Source organism: Candidatus Methylacidiphilum fumarolicum (assembly GCF_949774925.1).
Lineage (GTDB): Bacteria > Verrucomicrobiota > Verrucomicrobiia > Methylacidiphilales > Methylacidiphilaceae > Methylacidiphilum > Methylacidiphilum fumarolicum.
The window spans coordinates 306,884-322,711 of record NZ_OX458932.1; the positions used below are offsets into that span (position 1 = coordinate 306,884).

The following is a 15,828-nucleotide window of genomic DNA, read 5'->3' on the forward strand; positions in this document are numbered from 1 at the left end:
TTGTTATCCGGATGAGGCCTTAGGCCAAAAGCATAGACACTCTTTTTGACTCCATCCTTTTTAGGTTTCATTGATCGGCATTTTTTAGTTTTTTATTGAGGAAGGGAGGCGGCCAGATCACTTGCATATGCACATCGACTACTCCCTCCTTCAACATGCCCAGCCGCCAGGCGGCCCTTTTGGATAAATCCAGGCAACGCCCTGCGACATAAGGCCCCCTGTCATTAATTCTGACAAGAACCGTTTTATGGTTCCGTATGTTTTTCACAACGACATAGCTACCAAGAGGAAGGGATTTGTGAGCAGCGGAAAGCGCCAAAAAATCATAATGCTCCCCAGAAGCCGTAAGACTGTCTACATACCATGAGGCTTTGCAGTGGAAAATGGGTAGTCCAGGAAAGAAAAACGGCTCTGTTACATAGTATAAAAGAAAACCAAAAGTAAATATCAAAAGCAAAAGAATTAATGAGAGCAAGCGCATAAAGAATTCATTTTAGAGAGGAAAAATGTTTCTATTCTTTTTTGTTTTAAAATCATACAGAGGTATAAAAAAGCTGTCATTAGTCTATTTTAAAAGACTAAAGCAACTGTGTTGCAATGTTATCGATCCGGTTTTGGCAGCTCCCTTTTTTCTATTTTGCAGACAAGAAAAAGTTGGCCTTTGTTGCTTTGTTTTGCTTGCGGATCCCTCAATTGTAAAGCGCTCAAGGCTCATGGGCGCATTTTCTTATTCATGGGCTTCTGTATAGGAAAAGGTAGGCAAAAAGATATTTTTACCTATCGCATCCAACGGTTTAGCCCAAGGCTTTAGTTCTGTCCATTGATCTAGAGATTCTTCATCGCTATCTATTCTCCTTAAGTTATTCAAGTCATAACGCTCGTAATAAAGTGGAGTTTCTTCAGCAAACGAACAGAGTACGATCCCGCGGCCTTCCTTTTCAAAATACCAGTTTTTCAGTTTCTGATATTTCCCAAAGATTCTAGAGATTATTTTGCCTTCCTTATAGATTTCTACAAAAGATCTATCCGTTTCTTTGGATATCCGTATCCAACCAACCGTCCCATTTCTTGCTACTTTAGCTTCTAAGCATTTTCCTGGGTTTTCCAGGATAGTTCTTTGTCCGCTTTGCAGAATAATAGTAATTATTGTTTTTTTAGTATTATATTTCGTTTCCACTCTTACTGGATCATCCTTTCCGCTGCTCTCATGACGAATGCAAAAAGGAAGGAAATCGACGTCTGCTCTTAAAAGCTGTTCCCATGCTTTGGTTCCAAAGGCTAATTCTTGGCTACTTTCTGTTTTTATGAGTTTTCCATTTTCTAGATCGAAGACTTCTACTCTTCTATCCTCTCCGCTTGCATTTCGAGACCGAACGGCAGCAACCATATTTCCAATATCTTCTATCTGGCATAGAACCCATGCTTCAATGAAAGGATAGCTACTATGGATTTTTAGGGTTTTAGGATTTGATGCTTTTTTTTCTCTTATTATCAGAGTATCGTCTGCAAAATCGACAAAATTACCGATTCCTTTATGTGTTCCTTCAATCCATCCAATGAACCGGTCTGTTTCAATAGGACAAAGTCCCAACTGACTTAGCAGCAAGGAAGATTGCAGTATTTTCCCATGAATCCACCGTGATGAACAGTTTGGATAGGAACAAGGTACATTCGTCGTCAAAAGATGAGCAGAAAGAATGAGAGCCTGTAAAAAGCAAAAATAGAATGATATCAAAAAAAATGGATATCGAAAAACTATGAGCATCTAGTGCCTATTCCTTCAAGGCTGAACAGCAAGCGTTCTCTGTTGAGTTTTTTAATGATTTTCATAAAAAAGGGCGCTTGCTCTTATCTTTTTTAGCTTGCTCTCTACTTCTTCTTTTGTTGGGAAAGAGGTCCTTGCCCCTTTTCGTGTACAACTTAAAGCAGCTGTTACGGTCGAAAAAAGGAGAAGTTCTTTCCAGTCAAGTCCACGAGCTAGTCCCAAAGAAAAAGCTCCATGAAAGGCATCCCCTGCCCCATTGGTGTCCACAGCTGTGATTGGCAAGCTTTTCATCTTACCTTCTTGCCCTTGGTATTTCCACATTAACCCTTTTTCACCAAGCGTCAGTACAAAATTTTTGTATTCTTTTGAAACCTGTTCGAATGCAGTCTGGGAATTGTTGGAAGATGTTTTTTGTAATACAAACTTTTCTGAGGCAACGACATAATCTACTTCTGGAGCAAGGACTCTTGTGCCTTCGTGGAATGAGCCAGCATCCAGCACAGTCGGGATTTTTTCTTTCTTGGCTAATTTTAGAAATTCTTGAGAAGCGGCCAGCTCATGTCCATCAAAAAGGATGACTTTAGGCTTAATCAATGTTGTGTTGATGCCTTCACCAGAAAGCTGAGGGGTCGATTTTTTGTAGTTAATGACCGCTCTTTGGCCATCGGGTTTAACGAAACAACAAGCAACCGGAGTAGGTGCGTTCCCCCGTTGGACCAAGCTTGTATCCACTCCTTCCCGCTTGAATTCTTCAAGGATTTTTTCTCCGAAATCATCCCTACCAACATACCCACAGAATGCCGATGTGCCGCCTAGTCTTCTAACAGCCACCGCGGCATTTGCTCCTGGGCCTCCCCCACAAATAATGAGGTCTGTGGCAAAGATTTTCTCATCGCTCTTGGGGTCTTTTTCTACATAAAAAGAAAGGTCGTAACAACTGTGTCCAACTGTTAGCACATCCATTAGGTTCATCGAAAGAAAATCTTTTAAGAAAGATTTTCTAAAGGGAAAGCTCAATTTAGAAAAAAAAACAATGGATAAAGCTGACTATTCTTTAGTCTTTTTTGAAGTTAAACATACGGATAAAAAGATTGCGGTTACAAGAGAACAACTTATTGTGCTAATAAGAGAGGGAAAATCTTCTATTAGCTATGTCTCTATTACGTGTTGGTCTTTTCGTTAACAAAGAAAAAAGAGGGGCTTTTGAACTTCTTTTGGAGCTTGTGGAATATTTTAATAAAGAAAAGATAGCTTTTTTATTGGAGGATTCCACTGCTAGGCTTATTGGGCAAAGAGGCATTTCTATAAGCCGATTTTCTGAGGAGGTGGACCTGATTTTGGTTGCTGGGGGGGATGGAACCATTATCAGAATAGCCCATGAAATCTTTCCATCTCCTGTGCCTATTCTAGGAGTGAATACTGGTAGTTTAGGATTCCTTACGGCTGTTTCCAGAGAAGAAATTCTGCCGCAGCTACCCAATATCTTGCAAGGCCGTTTCAGAAAAAGCCCTAGAATGGTGCTTAAGGCCGTCGGCTGTGCTTACGGAAATAATTTTGAAATTCCTTGTTCTTTGAACGATATTGTCCTTTTTAGAGGAGCTTTTTCCCATATGGCGACAATTGATGTTTTTGCCCAGGGAAACCTCGTGACCGAATTTCAATCCGACGGTCTTGTTGTTTCCACTCCTACCGGTTCCACAGCCTATGCTTTGTCGACGGGAGGTCCAATTATTATGCCTGAATCTGAAGTTTTCACTCTTAATCCTATTTGTCCTCATACGTTGACAAATCGGTCATTGGTGTTTCCTGAAGAGGTCACTTTGCGTTTTTCTATACCACTGGGCGGAGGGCCAGTACGACTTGAATATGATGGGATTGCCTATGGAGATCTCCATCCTGGGGATTGGCTTGAAATTGAGGCAAGCCCCAAGAAAGTAATTCTGGGATTTCTTGAGGAGAGGAATTTTTTTGAAATTTTAAGAAGAAAACTGCGTTGGAGCGGAGCAACCGTGGAGGAATGAATGATTAATGCTATTGCCATGTCAATCTAGTTATAAACAGGCATGGCGAAAGCTTTTCGCTAAAGAAGTTTGACGTGCTGATCGGTCGGAGCGTAAACACACTGCAATGAAAGGCAGTGGGAAAAACAATTGATGATTAAAATTTCATATTTCTTAAGAAAGGCAAAACGCAATTCTTTTTTGATTATGTAAGGATTTACAAAAGGCAGTCGGGAATCTTCGAGGAGTGAAGTTGAGATATTCTATAAGCTTTGATGAATGTATGTATCAGAATTTTGAAAAGAAGGGGAGGCAGTATATCCCTCTCATGATTCTTGAAGGTGGCAAAAGGATTGTCATACCTTTGTCAGCGAACTCAAAAATTCAGGGCATGATTTGCCTTGTTTTAAAGGAAAAAAAGGCGACAATTCCCTACGCAGCGCTACTAAAAGTTCCGAAGCGATTATATGGGGAAGCGGTCGGGATAAATGCTAGACTTTCTGAATTTTTTACAGATGACCACGGAAAGAAATATGGGAGGGGTTTTGGGGAACTGCTAGCTAATTTATCTAAATTTCATAAGGAGAAAGGAAAGAAGCGGCAGAACCTTCAGGTGATTGATAAGAATCCAGGGAAGGCAGCTAAAGCAAGACGCATCCGCAAGCACAACTTAGAGAAGAAAAAGCGACTGCCTCGTTTATGCAAGGCTTGGGTAGAAATAGAGAGACGGATACACACAAGCCTACAACAACTTTTTAAACTACGAATCCCTTCTGTAATCGCTTCTGAATCCTTAGTTTTCCGCCTGAATGTTCCAAGCAAAGATCTTTCCAGGCGCATTATACAACTGCGCAGCTATGTGCTTCCAGAGCGAATCGAATTGCTGGCGCCTGTGGGAGGTTCTCGTCGCGAGAAGGTCTATCCGGCCTGTAGCTCTGAGCTTTGTCCGCGGTGTGGGTATGTCCATTCTAAGAATCGCTCTGGGGATAAGTTTATGTGCCGGCATCGCGGGGATGCGAGCTATGCGGAATCGGTTGGCGCATACCACCTCAAAAAAAGGATTGGAGATCGAGAGATTTTTTCGTGGAGGCCGCAGAACCGGCTGCATGCGATGCTTTTGGAGAGGTTTGCCCGTAATAGCGGGCTGCCGCCTGATTGGAATCCCGAGGAGGGGGACTGTACTGGAATGGACGACTCAAGGCAGCGGGAAGATGTCCTCTTTGATTGTCAAGATGACAGGCTAATTCTATCCCGCTTTTCCGAAGAACGAAATGGCCATGGCGATACCCGGGCATCCCAGTTCAAAACCATGGCGAAAAAAAACGGACTTGGATCAAGCGTAAGCAAATCCCAAGCATGCTTTTAGGAACAGGATTAACGCATGAAGAAGCCCTGCTCTTGACTGGACCAACGGTGATAAATTAAGAATGAGTGAACGATGAATCTCTCTGATGTATTGACCCAGGATCGAGTTCTCGTAAATTTAGCCGCCAGAGATAAATTTGAAGCAATAACGAAGGTTGCCAAAATTCTCGAACATAGTCCAATGCTTGAATCTTTTGATACTTTCTTAGAGGCAGTCTTAGAAGCTGAAAAATTGGGAATGACCTGGTTTGAACAAGAAGTCGCTTTTCCGCATATCCGCAGTCAAGTAGTCAAAGAGTTAGTCATAGCCGCTGGTTTTTTCCCTTCAGGCGTGATTTTTAGAGAGGCTGCTCCTTTAGTGCAATTGATTTTTGTAATCGGTGCTCCTAAGAAACTGAACACCAACGATATTATTGTGGTTGGGTCATTAGCAAGGATTGTAGCGACCAATAGAAAGAAATTGTTAAAAGCAAAAAGCGCTGAAGAATTTGTTAGTCTCATTGCTACTCTTGAAAAACAACTCCAATGAAAAGTAGCATAGGCCAGGGAAAGATTAGGAATGGGGCTTTAGCTCAGAGGAAATTTCTTTTTGTTTAGCTGATTTTAGGTTAAAGTGATCTTATATCAGTTAACCCGCTAGGACAGGTGGCTGAGCGGATGAAGGCGCTCGACTCGAAATCGAGAATGGGGACAAAACCCCATCGCGGGTTCGAATCCCGCCCTGTCCGTTGCTCTTTAGGATGAAAGAGCGCAATACAGAATCGTCTTGTTTTATTAATGATTCATGCATTCACAAGAAAGATCCTATCCGTTCTGTATCCATAGGTGAGGGCACTATTCCAAGGGAATTTAGACAAAGGATAGGAAAAAGAAATGGTACTTTAAGCCAGAATTATCGACTGTTTTCAGAAGAATAGAGATGGTTTTTGGGTTGGCTAGAAAACACAGCCTTAACAAGGTTTTCATTTTCACCACTTTTAGGGATGATTCTCAAAACATAGGCTGGGTGTCTTGGGGAAATATAAAAACAATCTCCAGGTTCCAGTCTTGCTAAGGTCCGTTGTTCCTGTGGATTTATAAAAATAAATCGGGTTTTAGGGGTTACGATGGTTTGAATTAAAGGTAAAAATCCTTTGATATCAGGTTTTGCTATCAGGGCTTTATTTTTTTTATTAAAACCAACAACCTTAAAATGCCCATAGACCCAGAGATTTTTCACTTTATGCTCTTTGATGTAGGTAGCAAAGTTTTGAGTGGAGACAAGATGACTTTTTTTAGGTGAATAAACGGGTAAAGCAGAACCGGTCGATCCTCTTTCTGTTGGCTGAAGACCATCTGTTTTTTTATTCTGGTGTGTTTCCAATTGCTTTTGGGCTTGTTCAATGGCCTTATCAAGCTCTTCGGTTTCAGACCCGATAGCTTCTAGTGGCAAGACGAACAGTAGAGTACAGAAAAGGAGCAAAGGAAATTGTTTCATTTATTATTTATTATTGAGTTCAACAAGTTTTGTTTTTAGAAGTGCTGCTTCTTTCTTAATTTCTTCAAGCTTTTCTTTGGTCAGCGGGCCATTCTTTAGTTCTGCCAATAGCTCCCTCTGTCTTTTGATAATATACTCTTTTATTTTTTGTCCCTGCTTTTGATATTCGTTCAGGCTGTAATAAGGTTGAGGAGATTGGGATACAGTACAACCAGCGATTTCTAAGCTACAAGAAAATGGAATGACGCAGTGGAAAATCATTGTATTATTTGTAGTGGTGACATCGAAAAGATAGGCTTTAAGCTCTTTTCCAAACACAACGGTTGGTGCAAATTGCTTAGAAAAAGCTTGGGAAAGCTTTTGGTAAAGAGATGCAGGAGTTTCTAAGTAAGTCCAGAGCTCAACTGTTTGTCCTTCTTTTTTCGTTGCTTCTGTTGGAACCCATACAATCATTATTCCAGTGAATGGAGCCCATACTGGTTCTATGCGATTTGCCGTAAACTGTCCGCAAACAATCTGCGCTGTTTCATCTTTCCAATAATTCCACAGTTGCTGAATGAAGGAAGAGGGATGCTCTTTATATTTTTGTAGGAGCTGAGAATAATCAAAGAAAAGTTCTTCTTTGCTTAAAGCTGTCTTTAGTGTCCAACCATAAGGCATGGAACTGGAAAGTTTTGCTTCTTCTTTTTCTAGTACCTTCGATATCTCTACTTTCGGTTGGAATAGAGAAAGGAAGGTATCTCTTTTATAGAAGATAAGCATGCCAAGAGCTAAAAAGCCTAGAACCACTAAGGAAAGAGATCTAGGATTGAGTCTTAAGTCTAATTTCTCTGCCCACTGGATAATCTCTGATCGATCCTGGCTAACAGTTGGTTCTTCCTGTCCACAAGAAATGTCGGTCCATGGAGGCTGGGTGTCTTTGCCTTTATAAAACCAGAATGAGAGGCTTCGGAAAAGCCAAAGTAAAGGAGCTGAGAGCAAAAAATAGTAGAAAAGGGTCTTAGAAAAAAACGAGGCAAGAAAAGCAAAGCCTAAAATAATAGCCGGCTGGATAAGAAACCAGAACCATTGGTTTTGCGGTAGCCCAAAAAGGGGCTCGCCCCAAAATAAGGGATTGCGTTGGATCTTTTTCTTTTCTTCTTCATAGTAGACAAGAAACACTTGGTAAAAATAGATCAGAGATAAGAGCCCAGAAAAGAGAAGAAAGACGGTGAGTTCAGAATGGATGCTATGCTTATTTAGCCAGGCTAACACCAGAAGAATACCTAAGGAAGTTAAGAATCGTTTGGGATGGGCATAGTTTTTCCCTAGTCTGCGGACAGTCAAAAGCTCACAGGGCAAAAACCAGGAGATAAAAAAGAAAAAAAGTTTTTTCAGTAGAATGACCCGGATAGCAAGCGGCCTATCTTTTTCTGTTTGTTTCATAGTAAGATAAAAACTAAAAAACAAATGGCATGATATTACCAAACATTGCTACCAGTTTTTTAAAGAATTTTACCTTCAGCCTTTTCGCTTTCATCCTCTGATCAGGAATATACAAGCATAGATTTTTTAAAACAAAAAATCAAGCATTCCTTTTTGGGGGTGTGAGCTAGGATGATGGAAAGTCAACATAAAAGAGGGTATTTTTGAAAATCTTCTTTCGTAGGGAAATCAGCTATGTCAATTTGGTAGCGAGTTTTTTGTCCCTTTTTTAAGCTAGAAAAGCTATTTTGTAGCTAAGAAACATGTTAGAAAAATTCGCTACTTCTTTGCTTTCTCATAAGCCTTTTGTCTACCTCGTGTTGTTTTTATATCTCTCTGCTGGTCTTTATACGGCAACACATCTGTCTATCGACGCCGTTCCAGATATTTCCAATGTGCAGGTGCAGATTATTACCCCTGTAAGGGATTTTGCTCCAGAAGAAATCGAAAAGCTTGTTACTTTTCCATTGGAAAGGGAATGTTCAGGGATACCTGGCCTTGAAGAAATGCGTTCTGTAAGCAAGTTTGGCATTTCTCAGATCACTTTAGTATTCAAAGATGGTACGGATATTTACAGGGCTAGGCAGCTTACGGGCGAAAGACTCATTACAGCGATGGATAAAATTCCGCAAGGACTTGTACCAAGACTTGGCCCGATCAGTACAGGTCTCGGAGAGGTTTTTGTGTACGCCCTTGATTGGGAAAAGGACCATCCCAATAAGCCCAAAAACCGTATGGAAGAGCTGATGGAATTGAAGCTCATTCAGGAATATCAGATTAAGCCGCAGCTTAGGATGGTCCCTGGAGTGGCAGAGGTGAACACGCTAGGGGGTTATGATAAGGAAATTCTGATAATGCCTGATCCTGAAAAATTGATGAACCTAGGGCTGACGGTTAAGGACCTTAGTGAGATCATTGGGAAGAATGTGGAGAATGTTGGGGGAGCTTATATAAAAAGGGCTGGAGAGCAAATGACAGTGAGAGCCTTAGGTAGAGTAGTAGATCTGCCTCAGATAGAAATCTTACCTATAAAATATTCGGGTTGGACAAAGCCGCTCTTAGTTAAAGATGTAGCGGAGGTGGCGGTAGGAGCCAAAATTAGGGTAGGGGCAGCTTTGGTCAACGGAAAGGAAATGGTCCTTGGGACTGTGCTCATGCGGGTCGGAGCTAATGGAAGAACGGTTTCTCAGAAGGTGTTTCAAAAAATCCAGCAGATCGAGCGGCAGCTACCAGAAGGGGTCAAAATAGAAGTGCTCTACAACCGCTCAGAACTTATTGACCAAGTGATTCACACCGCTTTTTCTAATCTTCTGGAAGGGGCCATTCTTGTGGCCCTAATCCTCTTTATGATTTTGGCCGATTGGAAGGCTTCTTTAATTGTTTCTTTCATCATCCCTCTTTCCTTTCTTTTTGCTATCTACGGAATGAGGCTTTTTCATTTGTCTGGTAATTTGATGAGTCTGGGAGCCATCGATTTTGGTCTCATTGTCGATGGAGCGGTCATCATGGTAGAAAACATTCTTAGGAAACTTGCTGAAAGCCAATCGAAGCTAGGCAGCTCTCTTTCTAAAAAAGACAAAGAGTTAATAGTCAAAGAAACCATTTCTGAAGTAGGCCAATCGGTGCTCATCGGGGTTTTAATCATTACTTTTGTGTACGTTCCCATTCTTAGTTTAAGCGGGGTGGCAGGTAAGACTTTTAGGCCCATGGCCATCACCGTTATCTTTGCGTTGATTGGCTCCATTTTATTTAGTTTCACTTTCATCCCTGTCATTTCAGCGGCTGTCTTGGGAAGAACAAAAGATTTTCAGAATCATGGAAGAGACTTCAACCTAATAAAAAAAATCTATCGGCCTTTCCTTAGGTTTACCCTGAACCATGGCTGGCTTTTTGTAGGGATGGCTCTCTTGTTCTTTCTCATTGCGATTTTAAAGTTTGGTTCTTTGGGAGCGGATTTTGTCCCTAAGCTTGATGAGGGCTCCTATGATATCAATATTTTTAGGGAAAATACTATAGGGATAGAAGCTTGTGTAGGAATGGAAAAGAAAACCGAAGAGGTGCTACTCCAATCTTTTCCTGAAATCCGATATGTCTATTCGCGTATCGGCATGGCGGATATAGCCACCGATCCTGCAAGTCCAAATGAACCTGAGCTTTACGTTATCTTAAAACCCAAATCGGAATGGAGAAAGATTAATGGCAAACCGATTTCTAAGGAGGATCTGGAAGATCTGATGGAAGAAGAAATCAAGCTTAAAGTTCCAGGCCAAGCCATGATTTTCTCTCAACCTATTGAAAACCGGTTCAATGACATGCTCCAAGGCGTTAAGGCGGATGTGGCTTTTAAGGTTTTTGGTTCCGATTATTTGACCATTTATTCGCTGACAGAACAAATTAAAAAGCTACTAGGAAATGTCCGTGGCGTGGTAGGCCTTGCCTTTGAAACCTCCGGTGTTGCCCCATCTCTGGAAATCATCCCTGATCGCCTGGCCTTGGCAAAATATGTCATCCAATCCAGTGAGATTAATGAAGCTGTCTCTGGAGCCATAGGAGGGAAGACAGTTGGGCAACTCATCGATGGAGTCAGACGCTATGATATTGTAGTCAGATTTTCGGATGCAAAAAGAACCAATATCAATGCTTTACTTTCTCTGCCAATACGCTCAGGTACTGGAGGCATCGTTTCTTTATCACAGGTTGCTTCTGCAAGCTACGAAAATCGACTCCGATCTATTTCTAGGGAAAATGGTATCCGTCGGATCGCCTTGCTTGTAGACCTCGAAAGAAGGGATTTAGAAAGCTTTGTTAAGGAAGCCACAGAGAAGATCAATCGGTTGGTGCATTTTCCCCCAGGCTATTTTTATGAAGTCGGTGGACTCTACAGGAATTTTATCGAAGCCAAAGAAACATTGAAAGTGGTGGTTCCTATGTCCTCTTTGGCCATTATGATGCTCCTGTATTTCCTCTTCAAAAACTTCAGGCATTGCTTTATTGTCTTTTTCTCAATTCCGCTAGCGATTACAGGAGGCATATTTTCCCTTATATTGGCAGCTCTTCCTTTCAGTATTTCAGCATGGATAGGGTTTATTGCTGTATCCGGAGTGGCTATTCTAGAAGGATTAGTATTGATAGGAGCCATTAACCGCCTTCGGCTTTGTGGATACCCGCTTGAACAAGCGATCGAAGAAGGAGCGCTTATTCGGCTGCGGCCAGTATTAGCTACTGCGCTTGTGGCAAGTTTAGGATTCTTCCCCATGGCCTTTGCTCATGGTCCTGGAGCTGAAGTACAAAGGCCTTTAGCGATTGTTGTTATTGGAGGGATTGTTTCTTCAACAATTTTAGATCTTGTGGTTCTTCCAGTGTTTTATTTGTGGATTGAAAGCGTACGGGATTGGTGGCAGAAAGACAAACTAATCCCTGTCCGGGATACGGACAGAAGGAAGCACAAAGTAGGCCCATACAAGACAGGCTCCGATCCAAAGAATGGATGAAAGCGAAAGAAACGTTGACCGGTTTTGGAAGGTGAAATCGGCAGCTATCCTCAATATAGCGGCAATCGAAAGGGAGAGAGCAGCAAAAGTAAGAAACCATAATTTTTCAGAAAACTTTTCTGGCTGTCCACTATGCCCATAGATGACTCGGGTGGCAACAACCAAGATTAAAAGTCCAATCCCTAGAAGAAAAAGGATATGCAGCCAGCTTAAGGAATGGAGTGGGTCTATAAGCAAGAAGCTATATGCTAGTGGAAAAGCAAGAATCGAAACTCTTGTCCAAAGAGCCATGGTGTTTTTTTGAGGCATCGCATTTGGTTCCCCCAAGAGAGGAAATACGAGGTAGCCAAGAAAAAGTGAAAATTTTAGAAAGGAAGCGATTCTAGAAAACTGAAAAGATTCTAAGAGAAAGCTTCCAATGAAACTGATCCCGACGACAAAAGCAAGGAATGCTTTCTGCCTCCACTGCTTAATGCTTCGAACCGATTGGAGGAAGTCTTCTTCTCTCTGGAATTTGAGGAATCGGACCAAAAGAAAAGAGCCAACACCCAATATAGGTAAAAGAGGGAAACCTTCGAAAAGCAATCTTCTGCCAAATAAAATCAATGGTGGTGGAAGAACGGCACCAAAAGAAATAAGTTCGATCAATCCTCCGCTTAATCCGGATAAAATACCTAAGGCCACAAGGACAAAATTAGGGGGAGGATTATCTTTTCTTGTAACAAACCTCCTGGAAAGACAAAACACAAAAGTGACCAAACAGATGACAAAGAGCAGATCACCAGCTATGAAGTGACCAGAACTATGGGCTATCGAAAGCATTAGAAGGAGAAAAGCCAACAGGTAAGTTTCCTTAATTGTTAGTGGCTTGGATTCGAGGAGCCTGGGGAACGCTGTTCCTAAAAATCCCAGGATAAAGGCATGAACAAACCCTTGAATCATAATTCTTGGGTGAGCGATCGATGGAGAAAGAGGATAAATGAATAGCTGGTTTAAAGGCCAGAGGCTTACGCCAAAGATGCCTAAAGCTAAGCCTAAAGGAAAAAGAATCCGATAAGGTTCATGGCCTGCTAAGGCCAAGTAATCAGAAAATCCTATCTTTCTATTTATAGGTTCTAAAGGAATCATGTTTCTATTTTAAAAGGAATAGAGAAACGGGCCCGATGCAATACATAGTAAGGAAAAAAAAGAAAAAAGATTGATCTTAATCAATTTTGAAGTTGCTGTTCAGGGATAGTTGGTCTTTAGCAATTATCTCTACGGTGCTTCTGACAGTTACAAATGCCTGCTCAAAGCCTTTCCTTCCAGCGCTTCTTTGCAACGGTTAGAACTTACTCTAATACTTAAATCAAGACAATTTATCTACAGCCAGCACTGCCTCTAAGCAGGTGTTGAACCGTAAGAGGCAGACAGAGGATCAATCCAACCCTCGCATCTAGCTTTCACGGTAAAAGGAACTAACCAACCGCCTTGGTCTTTCTTTAGAAGCCCATTCTTTTGGAGGTATGAATACTGTCATGATGGGGGTTGGGTCTTTTCATGCTGCTTTTGTGGGAGGAATGAAACAAGAATAAAACTACCTATGAAGTAAAACAGGGGGAGAAGCATCGGGGTTTTAAAGGAGTTTGTGGCAATAAAAAGATAGCTAAAAGACAAGGGGCCAATACCAGTTGCAATCCGGCAAATCAGACCCCAAAGACCAAAATGCTTGCCGATTTTGTCTTCCTCAGACAAAAGACTCATAACGGCTCGGGCAAGGGAAAGAAGAGAACCGTTTCCAATACCAATGAGAAAGGAAGCGACGTAGAAGGAGGTTTTTGTTTCAGCAAAAACAAGGCTGCTAACACAACCGATCCAAAGCAAAAGATCTAGTTGAAGGGATTTTCGGGATCCTAATTTGTCTTGGAAAAACCCAAAAATAAAAGAACCAAGAGTCCCACCTGCTTGAATCAACAGGAAGATGCCTACCTGTTGGGCTCCCGTAATGCCGTATTCCATCTGCGCATAGACCGCTAGTATAATCATGAGGATAGTGGCTGCAGAAAAGAAAAGGAAAGAAGCAGCAAAATAAAGAAGCAGGGGTTTATTATGCGCAATGAGAAGAGCCGTTTCTTTAAGGTCAGTGAGGATTTTTAGAAGCGCTTGAGCAAAACTTTTGGTATGAGTGGATTTTTTTTGAAGTTCCAGATTAAAGAAAAGTGGAAAACCGCACATCATATAGATAGCTGCAACGATAGGGAAACAGAGTCGAAGAAGTTCAGTATTCGACACCGTAAAGCCTGGAGATAAAAGAGGATAAACAAGTAATAAGCTAAAAATGCCGCCTATGTTCCCAAAAGCTCTTGTCCAGCCTGAAAATCTACCGACAGAAGGGGGGGGAATCAGTTCGGGTAGAAAACTTGAAAAAATATTTTCGGTAAAAGAAAAGGAAATATTCGCTAAGGAATAACACAAGAGGCTTTTCCAGACATCTCCTTCGTGAGTCGTTCCTAAAAGAGCTGTTGCAAGGATACAGATTACAAAAAAGAACCCAAGAAGAAATTTTCTTTTAGCGATGCAATCGGATAAGGCGCCGATAAAAGGGAGAAAGATCGCTACAAAAATTTGAGTGAAAAATGCCGCCATTCCCAACAGAAACGTCCCATCAGTTCTCCGGGCACAGATGATTTGGACGAAATAAAGACTGAAAACCAGATCCACAAGAACGATGCTAAAAGAGACATTTCCTAGATCAAATATGCCCCAAGACAATTTTTCTCTAAGCCCAACAGTTGTAGTTGGCTTTAAGATGATCTCTTTGGTATGGGCTTCATTCATGGGATCTTTTTGCTAGAGGAGATGAGTGACAACAACCTAGACATACACGTAAAGGCAAAGCCATCCGATTGCCATTGAGACTCCAAGCTTTAAATAAAAAAAACATTCCTATTCTCAAGAACCATGAGCAGGCAGTTTGCTTTCAATTTTTGTGGGTTTTTGGTTAGGGAGAAATATCAGGCCAAAGAGCCCCAACCCAAAAAAGATGAGAGGAGCAAAAAGTGGTGTCTGGAACGATTTGTTGATTTCAAAAAGTAACCCGAAAACCAAAGGACCAATGCCTGAAGCCAATCGGCCTACAAGCCCCCAAAGTCCGAAGTATTCCCCCACCTGTTCGGGAGGGGATATCAAGCCCATCAGAGCCCTGCTAACCGAATAAAGGGAGCCGTTTGCCATTCCAATAAGAAAAGTGATTAAAAAGAAAAGCCATTTTTGATCTAAAAAGAGGGTCAAGGCCACACATACAAACCAAAGGCTGACATTAAGCTGAAGCGTTCTTTTGGGACCAAATGTATCTTCTAAAAATCCGAAAATAAAGGCACCAATAGCACTACCTATTTGAAGAGATAAGAAAAGCCAGATTTGTTCAGCACCACTGACTCCAAGCTGCATTTGAGAATAGACAGCAATGACCACCATGATGACTGTGGCGCCACTGCTATAGAGAAAAAAAGCAAGGAAAAAAAGGAGCACGTATTTCTGTTTGAGTAAAGAAGGGATCATTTGAGCTGTCCGGCTATAAAAGTTTTTTAAGGCGATGGAAAAGTTTGCTTGGGAGCCTGGTGTTCTTTGGTGCGTGTTAAGAAAAAAAGGAAGGCCTGCAAGCGCATAGATGAGAGCAACCAAAGGAAAACATAATCGGATACGATCAACATTGGATTGGATGAACCCACCAGAGAGCAACGGATAGATTGTCATAAGACTAATGAAGGCTCCTAGATTACCTGCAGCCCTACTCCAACCGGATATTCTCCCGAGCATTGACTCCGGAGCAATTTCTGGGAGAAAACTGGCAACTAGGCTTTCTGAAAAAGAAAAACTGATATGCGCAATCGCATAAGTGATTAATCCTTTCCATACATCCCCTTCAACAGTTGTTCCTAAATACGCCGTAGTCAGTGTGCAAAGGATAAAGGAAACAAGAACGATCTCCTTTCTTTTTCCTGTCACATCCGAAAAGGTCCCCACAAGAGGCAAAAGCAAACCAACGAGGAGTTGATTAAGGAAAGTTGTAAAGGTGATCAGAAAGGTTGCGTCCGTTCGGTGGGCGCAAATGATCCGTATGAAATAAAGGCTGAACACCAGGTCTACAACAACGGTGCTAAAAGCGGAGTTAGAAAAATCAAAAGCACACCAAGAAATTCTTTCCAAAAGTCCCGCTTCTTCTGGAACCTGTCGACTGTTCCCCTTTTTTTTAAATGCAATCATCTTTTGCTATAGTGAATTTGT

At 41.6% G+C, this 15,828-nt stretch carries 12 protein-coding genes and 1 tRNA gene; 5 read left to right on the forward strand and 8 right to left on the reverse strand.

All coding sequences use genetic code 11. The annotated features are described in order from the left end of the window. Positions 1-67 precede the first annotated feature (67 nt). The 3 genes from QOL44_RS01335 to QOL44_RS01345 all read right to left on the reverse strand — a co-directional run bounded on the left by QOL44_RS01335 (position 68) and on the right by QOL44_RS01345 (position 2,737). Entirely contained in the window at positions 68-481 is a 414-nt protein-coding gene (locus QOL44_RS01335; protein WP_009060503.1) for a septal ring lytic transglycosylase RlpA family protein, read from the reverse strand. 246 nt (positions 482-727) lie between these two features. Next, the gene (locus QOL44_RS01340) at positions 728-1,735 is read right to left on the reverse strand and encodes a hypothetical protein (RefSeq protein ID WP_134373179.1); all 1,008 of its coding nucleotides are present in this window, start codon (positions 1,733-1,735) and stop codon (positions 728-730) included. Positions 1,736-1,816: 81 nt separating this feature from the next. Then, complete coding sequence (locus QOL44_RS01345) at positions 1,817-2,737, reverse strand: carbohydrate kinase family protein (protein WP_045086755.1); 921 nt, start codon at positions 2,735-2,737, stop codon at positions 1,817-1,819. Between the two features lie 179 nt (positions 2,738-2,916). Between QOL44_RS01345 and QOL44_RS01350 the strand changes: the two genes are divergently transcribed. The 4 genes from QOL44_RS01350 (at position 2,917) to QOL44_RS01365 (ending at position 5,858) form a co-directional block, all read left to right on the forward strand. Then, a complete protein-coding gene (locus tag QOL44_RS01350) occupies positions 2,917-3,786 on the forward strand; it encodes an NAD(+)/NADH kinase (RefSeq protein WP_009060497.1) in 870 nt (289 codons plus the stop codon). A 307-nt stretch (positions 3,787-4,093) separates the two neighbouring features. Beyond that, a complete protein-coding gene (locus QOL44_RS01355; protein WP_045086401.1) occupies positions 4,094-5,131 on the forward strand; it encodes a zinc ribbon domain-containing protein in 1,038 nt (345 codons plus the stop codon). Positions 5,132-5,203: 72 nt separating this feature from the next. After that, complete coding sequence (locus QOL44_RS01360) at positions 5,204-5,659, forward strand: PTS sugar transporter subunit IIA (protein WP_009060491.1); 456 nt, start codon at positions 5,204-5,206, stop codon at positions 5,657-5,659. A gap of 110 nt (positions 5,660-5,769) precedes the next feature. Beyond that, a tRNA-Ser gene (locus tag QOL44_RS01365) sits at positions 5,770-5,858 on the forward strand. A 164-nt stretch (positions 5,859-6,022) separates the two neighbouring features. Here the strand turns inward: QOL44_RS01365 and QOL44_RS01370 are convergent. Continuing rightward, a complete protein-coding gene (locus QOL44_RS01370) occupies positions 6,023-6,607 on the reverse strand; it encodes a hypothetical protein (RefSeq protein ID WP_009060490.1) in 585 nt (194 codons plus the stop codon). 3 nt (positions 6,608-6,610) lie between these two features. Further along, a complete protein-coding gene (locus QOL44_RS01375; RefSeq protein WP_009060489.1) occupies positions 6,611-8,032 on the reverse strand; it encodes a hypothetical protein in 1,422 nt (473 codons plus the stop codon). Positions 8,033-8,334: 302 nt separating this feature from the next. On the opposite strand from QOL44_RS01375, the gene QOL44_RS01380 reads away from it, so the two are divergent. After that, a complete protein-coding gene (locus QOL44_RS01380; RefSeq protein WP_009060488.1) occupies positions 8,335-11,562 on the forward strand; it encodes an efflux RND transporter permease subunit in 3,228 nt (1,075 codons plus the stop codon). Here the strand turns inward: QOL44_RS01380 and QOL44_RS01385 are convergent. The 3 genes from QOL44_RS01385 to QOL44_RS01395 form a co-directional block, all read right to left on the reverse strand. After that, positions 11,482-12,690 (reverse strand): NnrS family protein, encoded by a 1,209-nt coding sequence (locus QOL44_RS01385; RefSeq protein ID WP_045086400.1) that lies wholly within the window; start codon positions 12,688-12,690, stop codon positions 11,482-11,484. The genes QOL44_RS01380 and QOL44_RS01385 overlap by 81 nt on opposite strands. Positions 12,691-13,077: 387 nt before the next feature. Next, positions 13,078-14,379: an MFS transporter gene (locus QOL44_RS01390; RefSeq protein ID WP_009060486.1), complete on the reverse strand. Its 1,302-nt coding sequence runs from the start codon at positions 14,377-14,379 to the stop codon at positions 13,078-13,080. Positions 14,380-14,493: 114 nt separating this feature from the next. Further along, positions 14,494-15,807, reverse strand: a complete 1,314-nt coding sequence (locus QOL44_RS01395; RefSeq protein ID WP_009060485.1) for an MFS transporter — start codon at positions 15,805-15,807, stop codon at positions 14,494-14,496. Positions 15,808-15,828 lie beyond the last annotated feature (21 nt).

Coding starts and splice junctions, on each gene's coding strand:
- QOL44_RS01380 (WP_009060488.1), top strand. CDS start 8,335: ATGTTAGAAAAATTCGCTACTTCTTTGCTTTCTCATAAGCCTTTTGTC.
- QOL44_RS01385 (WP_045086400.1), bottom strand. CDS start 12,690: ATGATTCCTTTAGAACCTATAAATAGAAAGATAGGATTTTCTGATTAC.
- QOL44_RS01355 (WP_045086401.1), top strand. CDS start 4,094: ATGATTCTTGAAGGTGGCAAAAGGATTGTCATACCTTTGTCAGCGAAC.
- QOL44_RS01370 (WP_009060490.1), bottom strand. CDS start 6,607: ATGAAACAATTTCCTTTGCTCCTTTTCTGTACTCTACTGTTCGTCTTG.
- QOL44_RS01360 (WP_009060491.1), top strand. CDS start 5,204: ATGAATCTCTCTGATGTATTGACCCAGGATCGAGTTCTCGTAAATTTA.
- QOL44_RS01390 (WP_009060486.1), bottom strand. CDS start 14,379: ATGAATGAAGCCCATACCAAAGAGATCATCTTAAAGCCAACTACAACT.
- QOL44_RS01350 (WP_009060497.1), top strand. CDS start 2,917: ATGTCTCTATTACGTGTTGGTCTTTTCGTTAACAAAGAAAAAAGAGGG.
- QOL44_RS01395 (WP_009060485.1), bottom strand. CDS start 15,807: ATGATTGCATTTAAAAAAAAGGGGAACAGTCGACAGGTTCCAGAAGAA.
- QOL44_RS01345 (WP_045086755.1), bottom strand. CDS start 2,737: ATGAACCTAATGGATGTGCTAACAGTTGGACACAGTTGTTACGACCTT.
- QOL44_RS01335 (WP_009060503.1), bottom strand. CDS start 481: ATGCGCTTGCTCTCATTAATTCTTTTGCTTTTGATATTTACTTTTGGT.
- QOL44_RS01375 (WP_009060489.1), bottom strand. CDS start 8,032: ATGAAACAAACAGAAAAAGATAGGCCGCTTGCTATCCGGGTCATTCTA.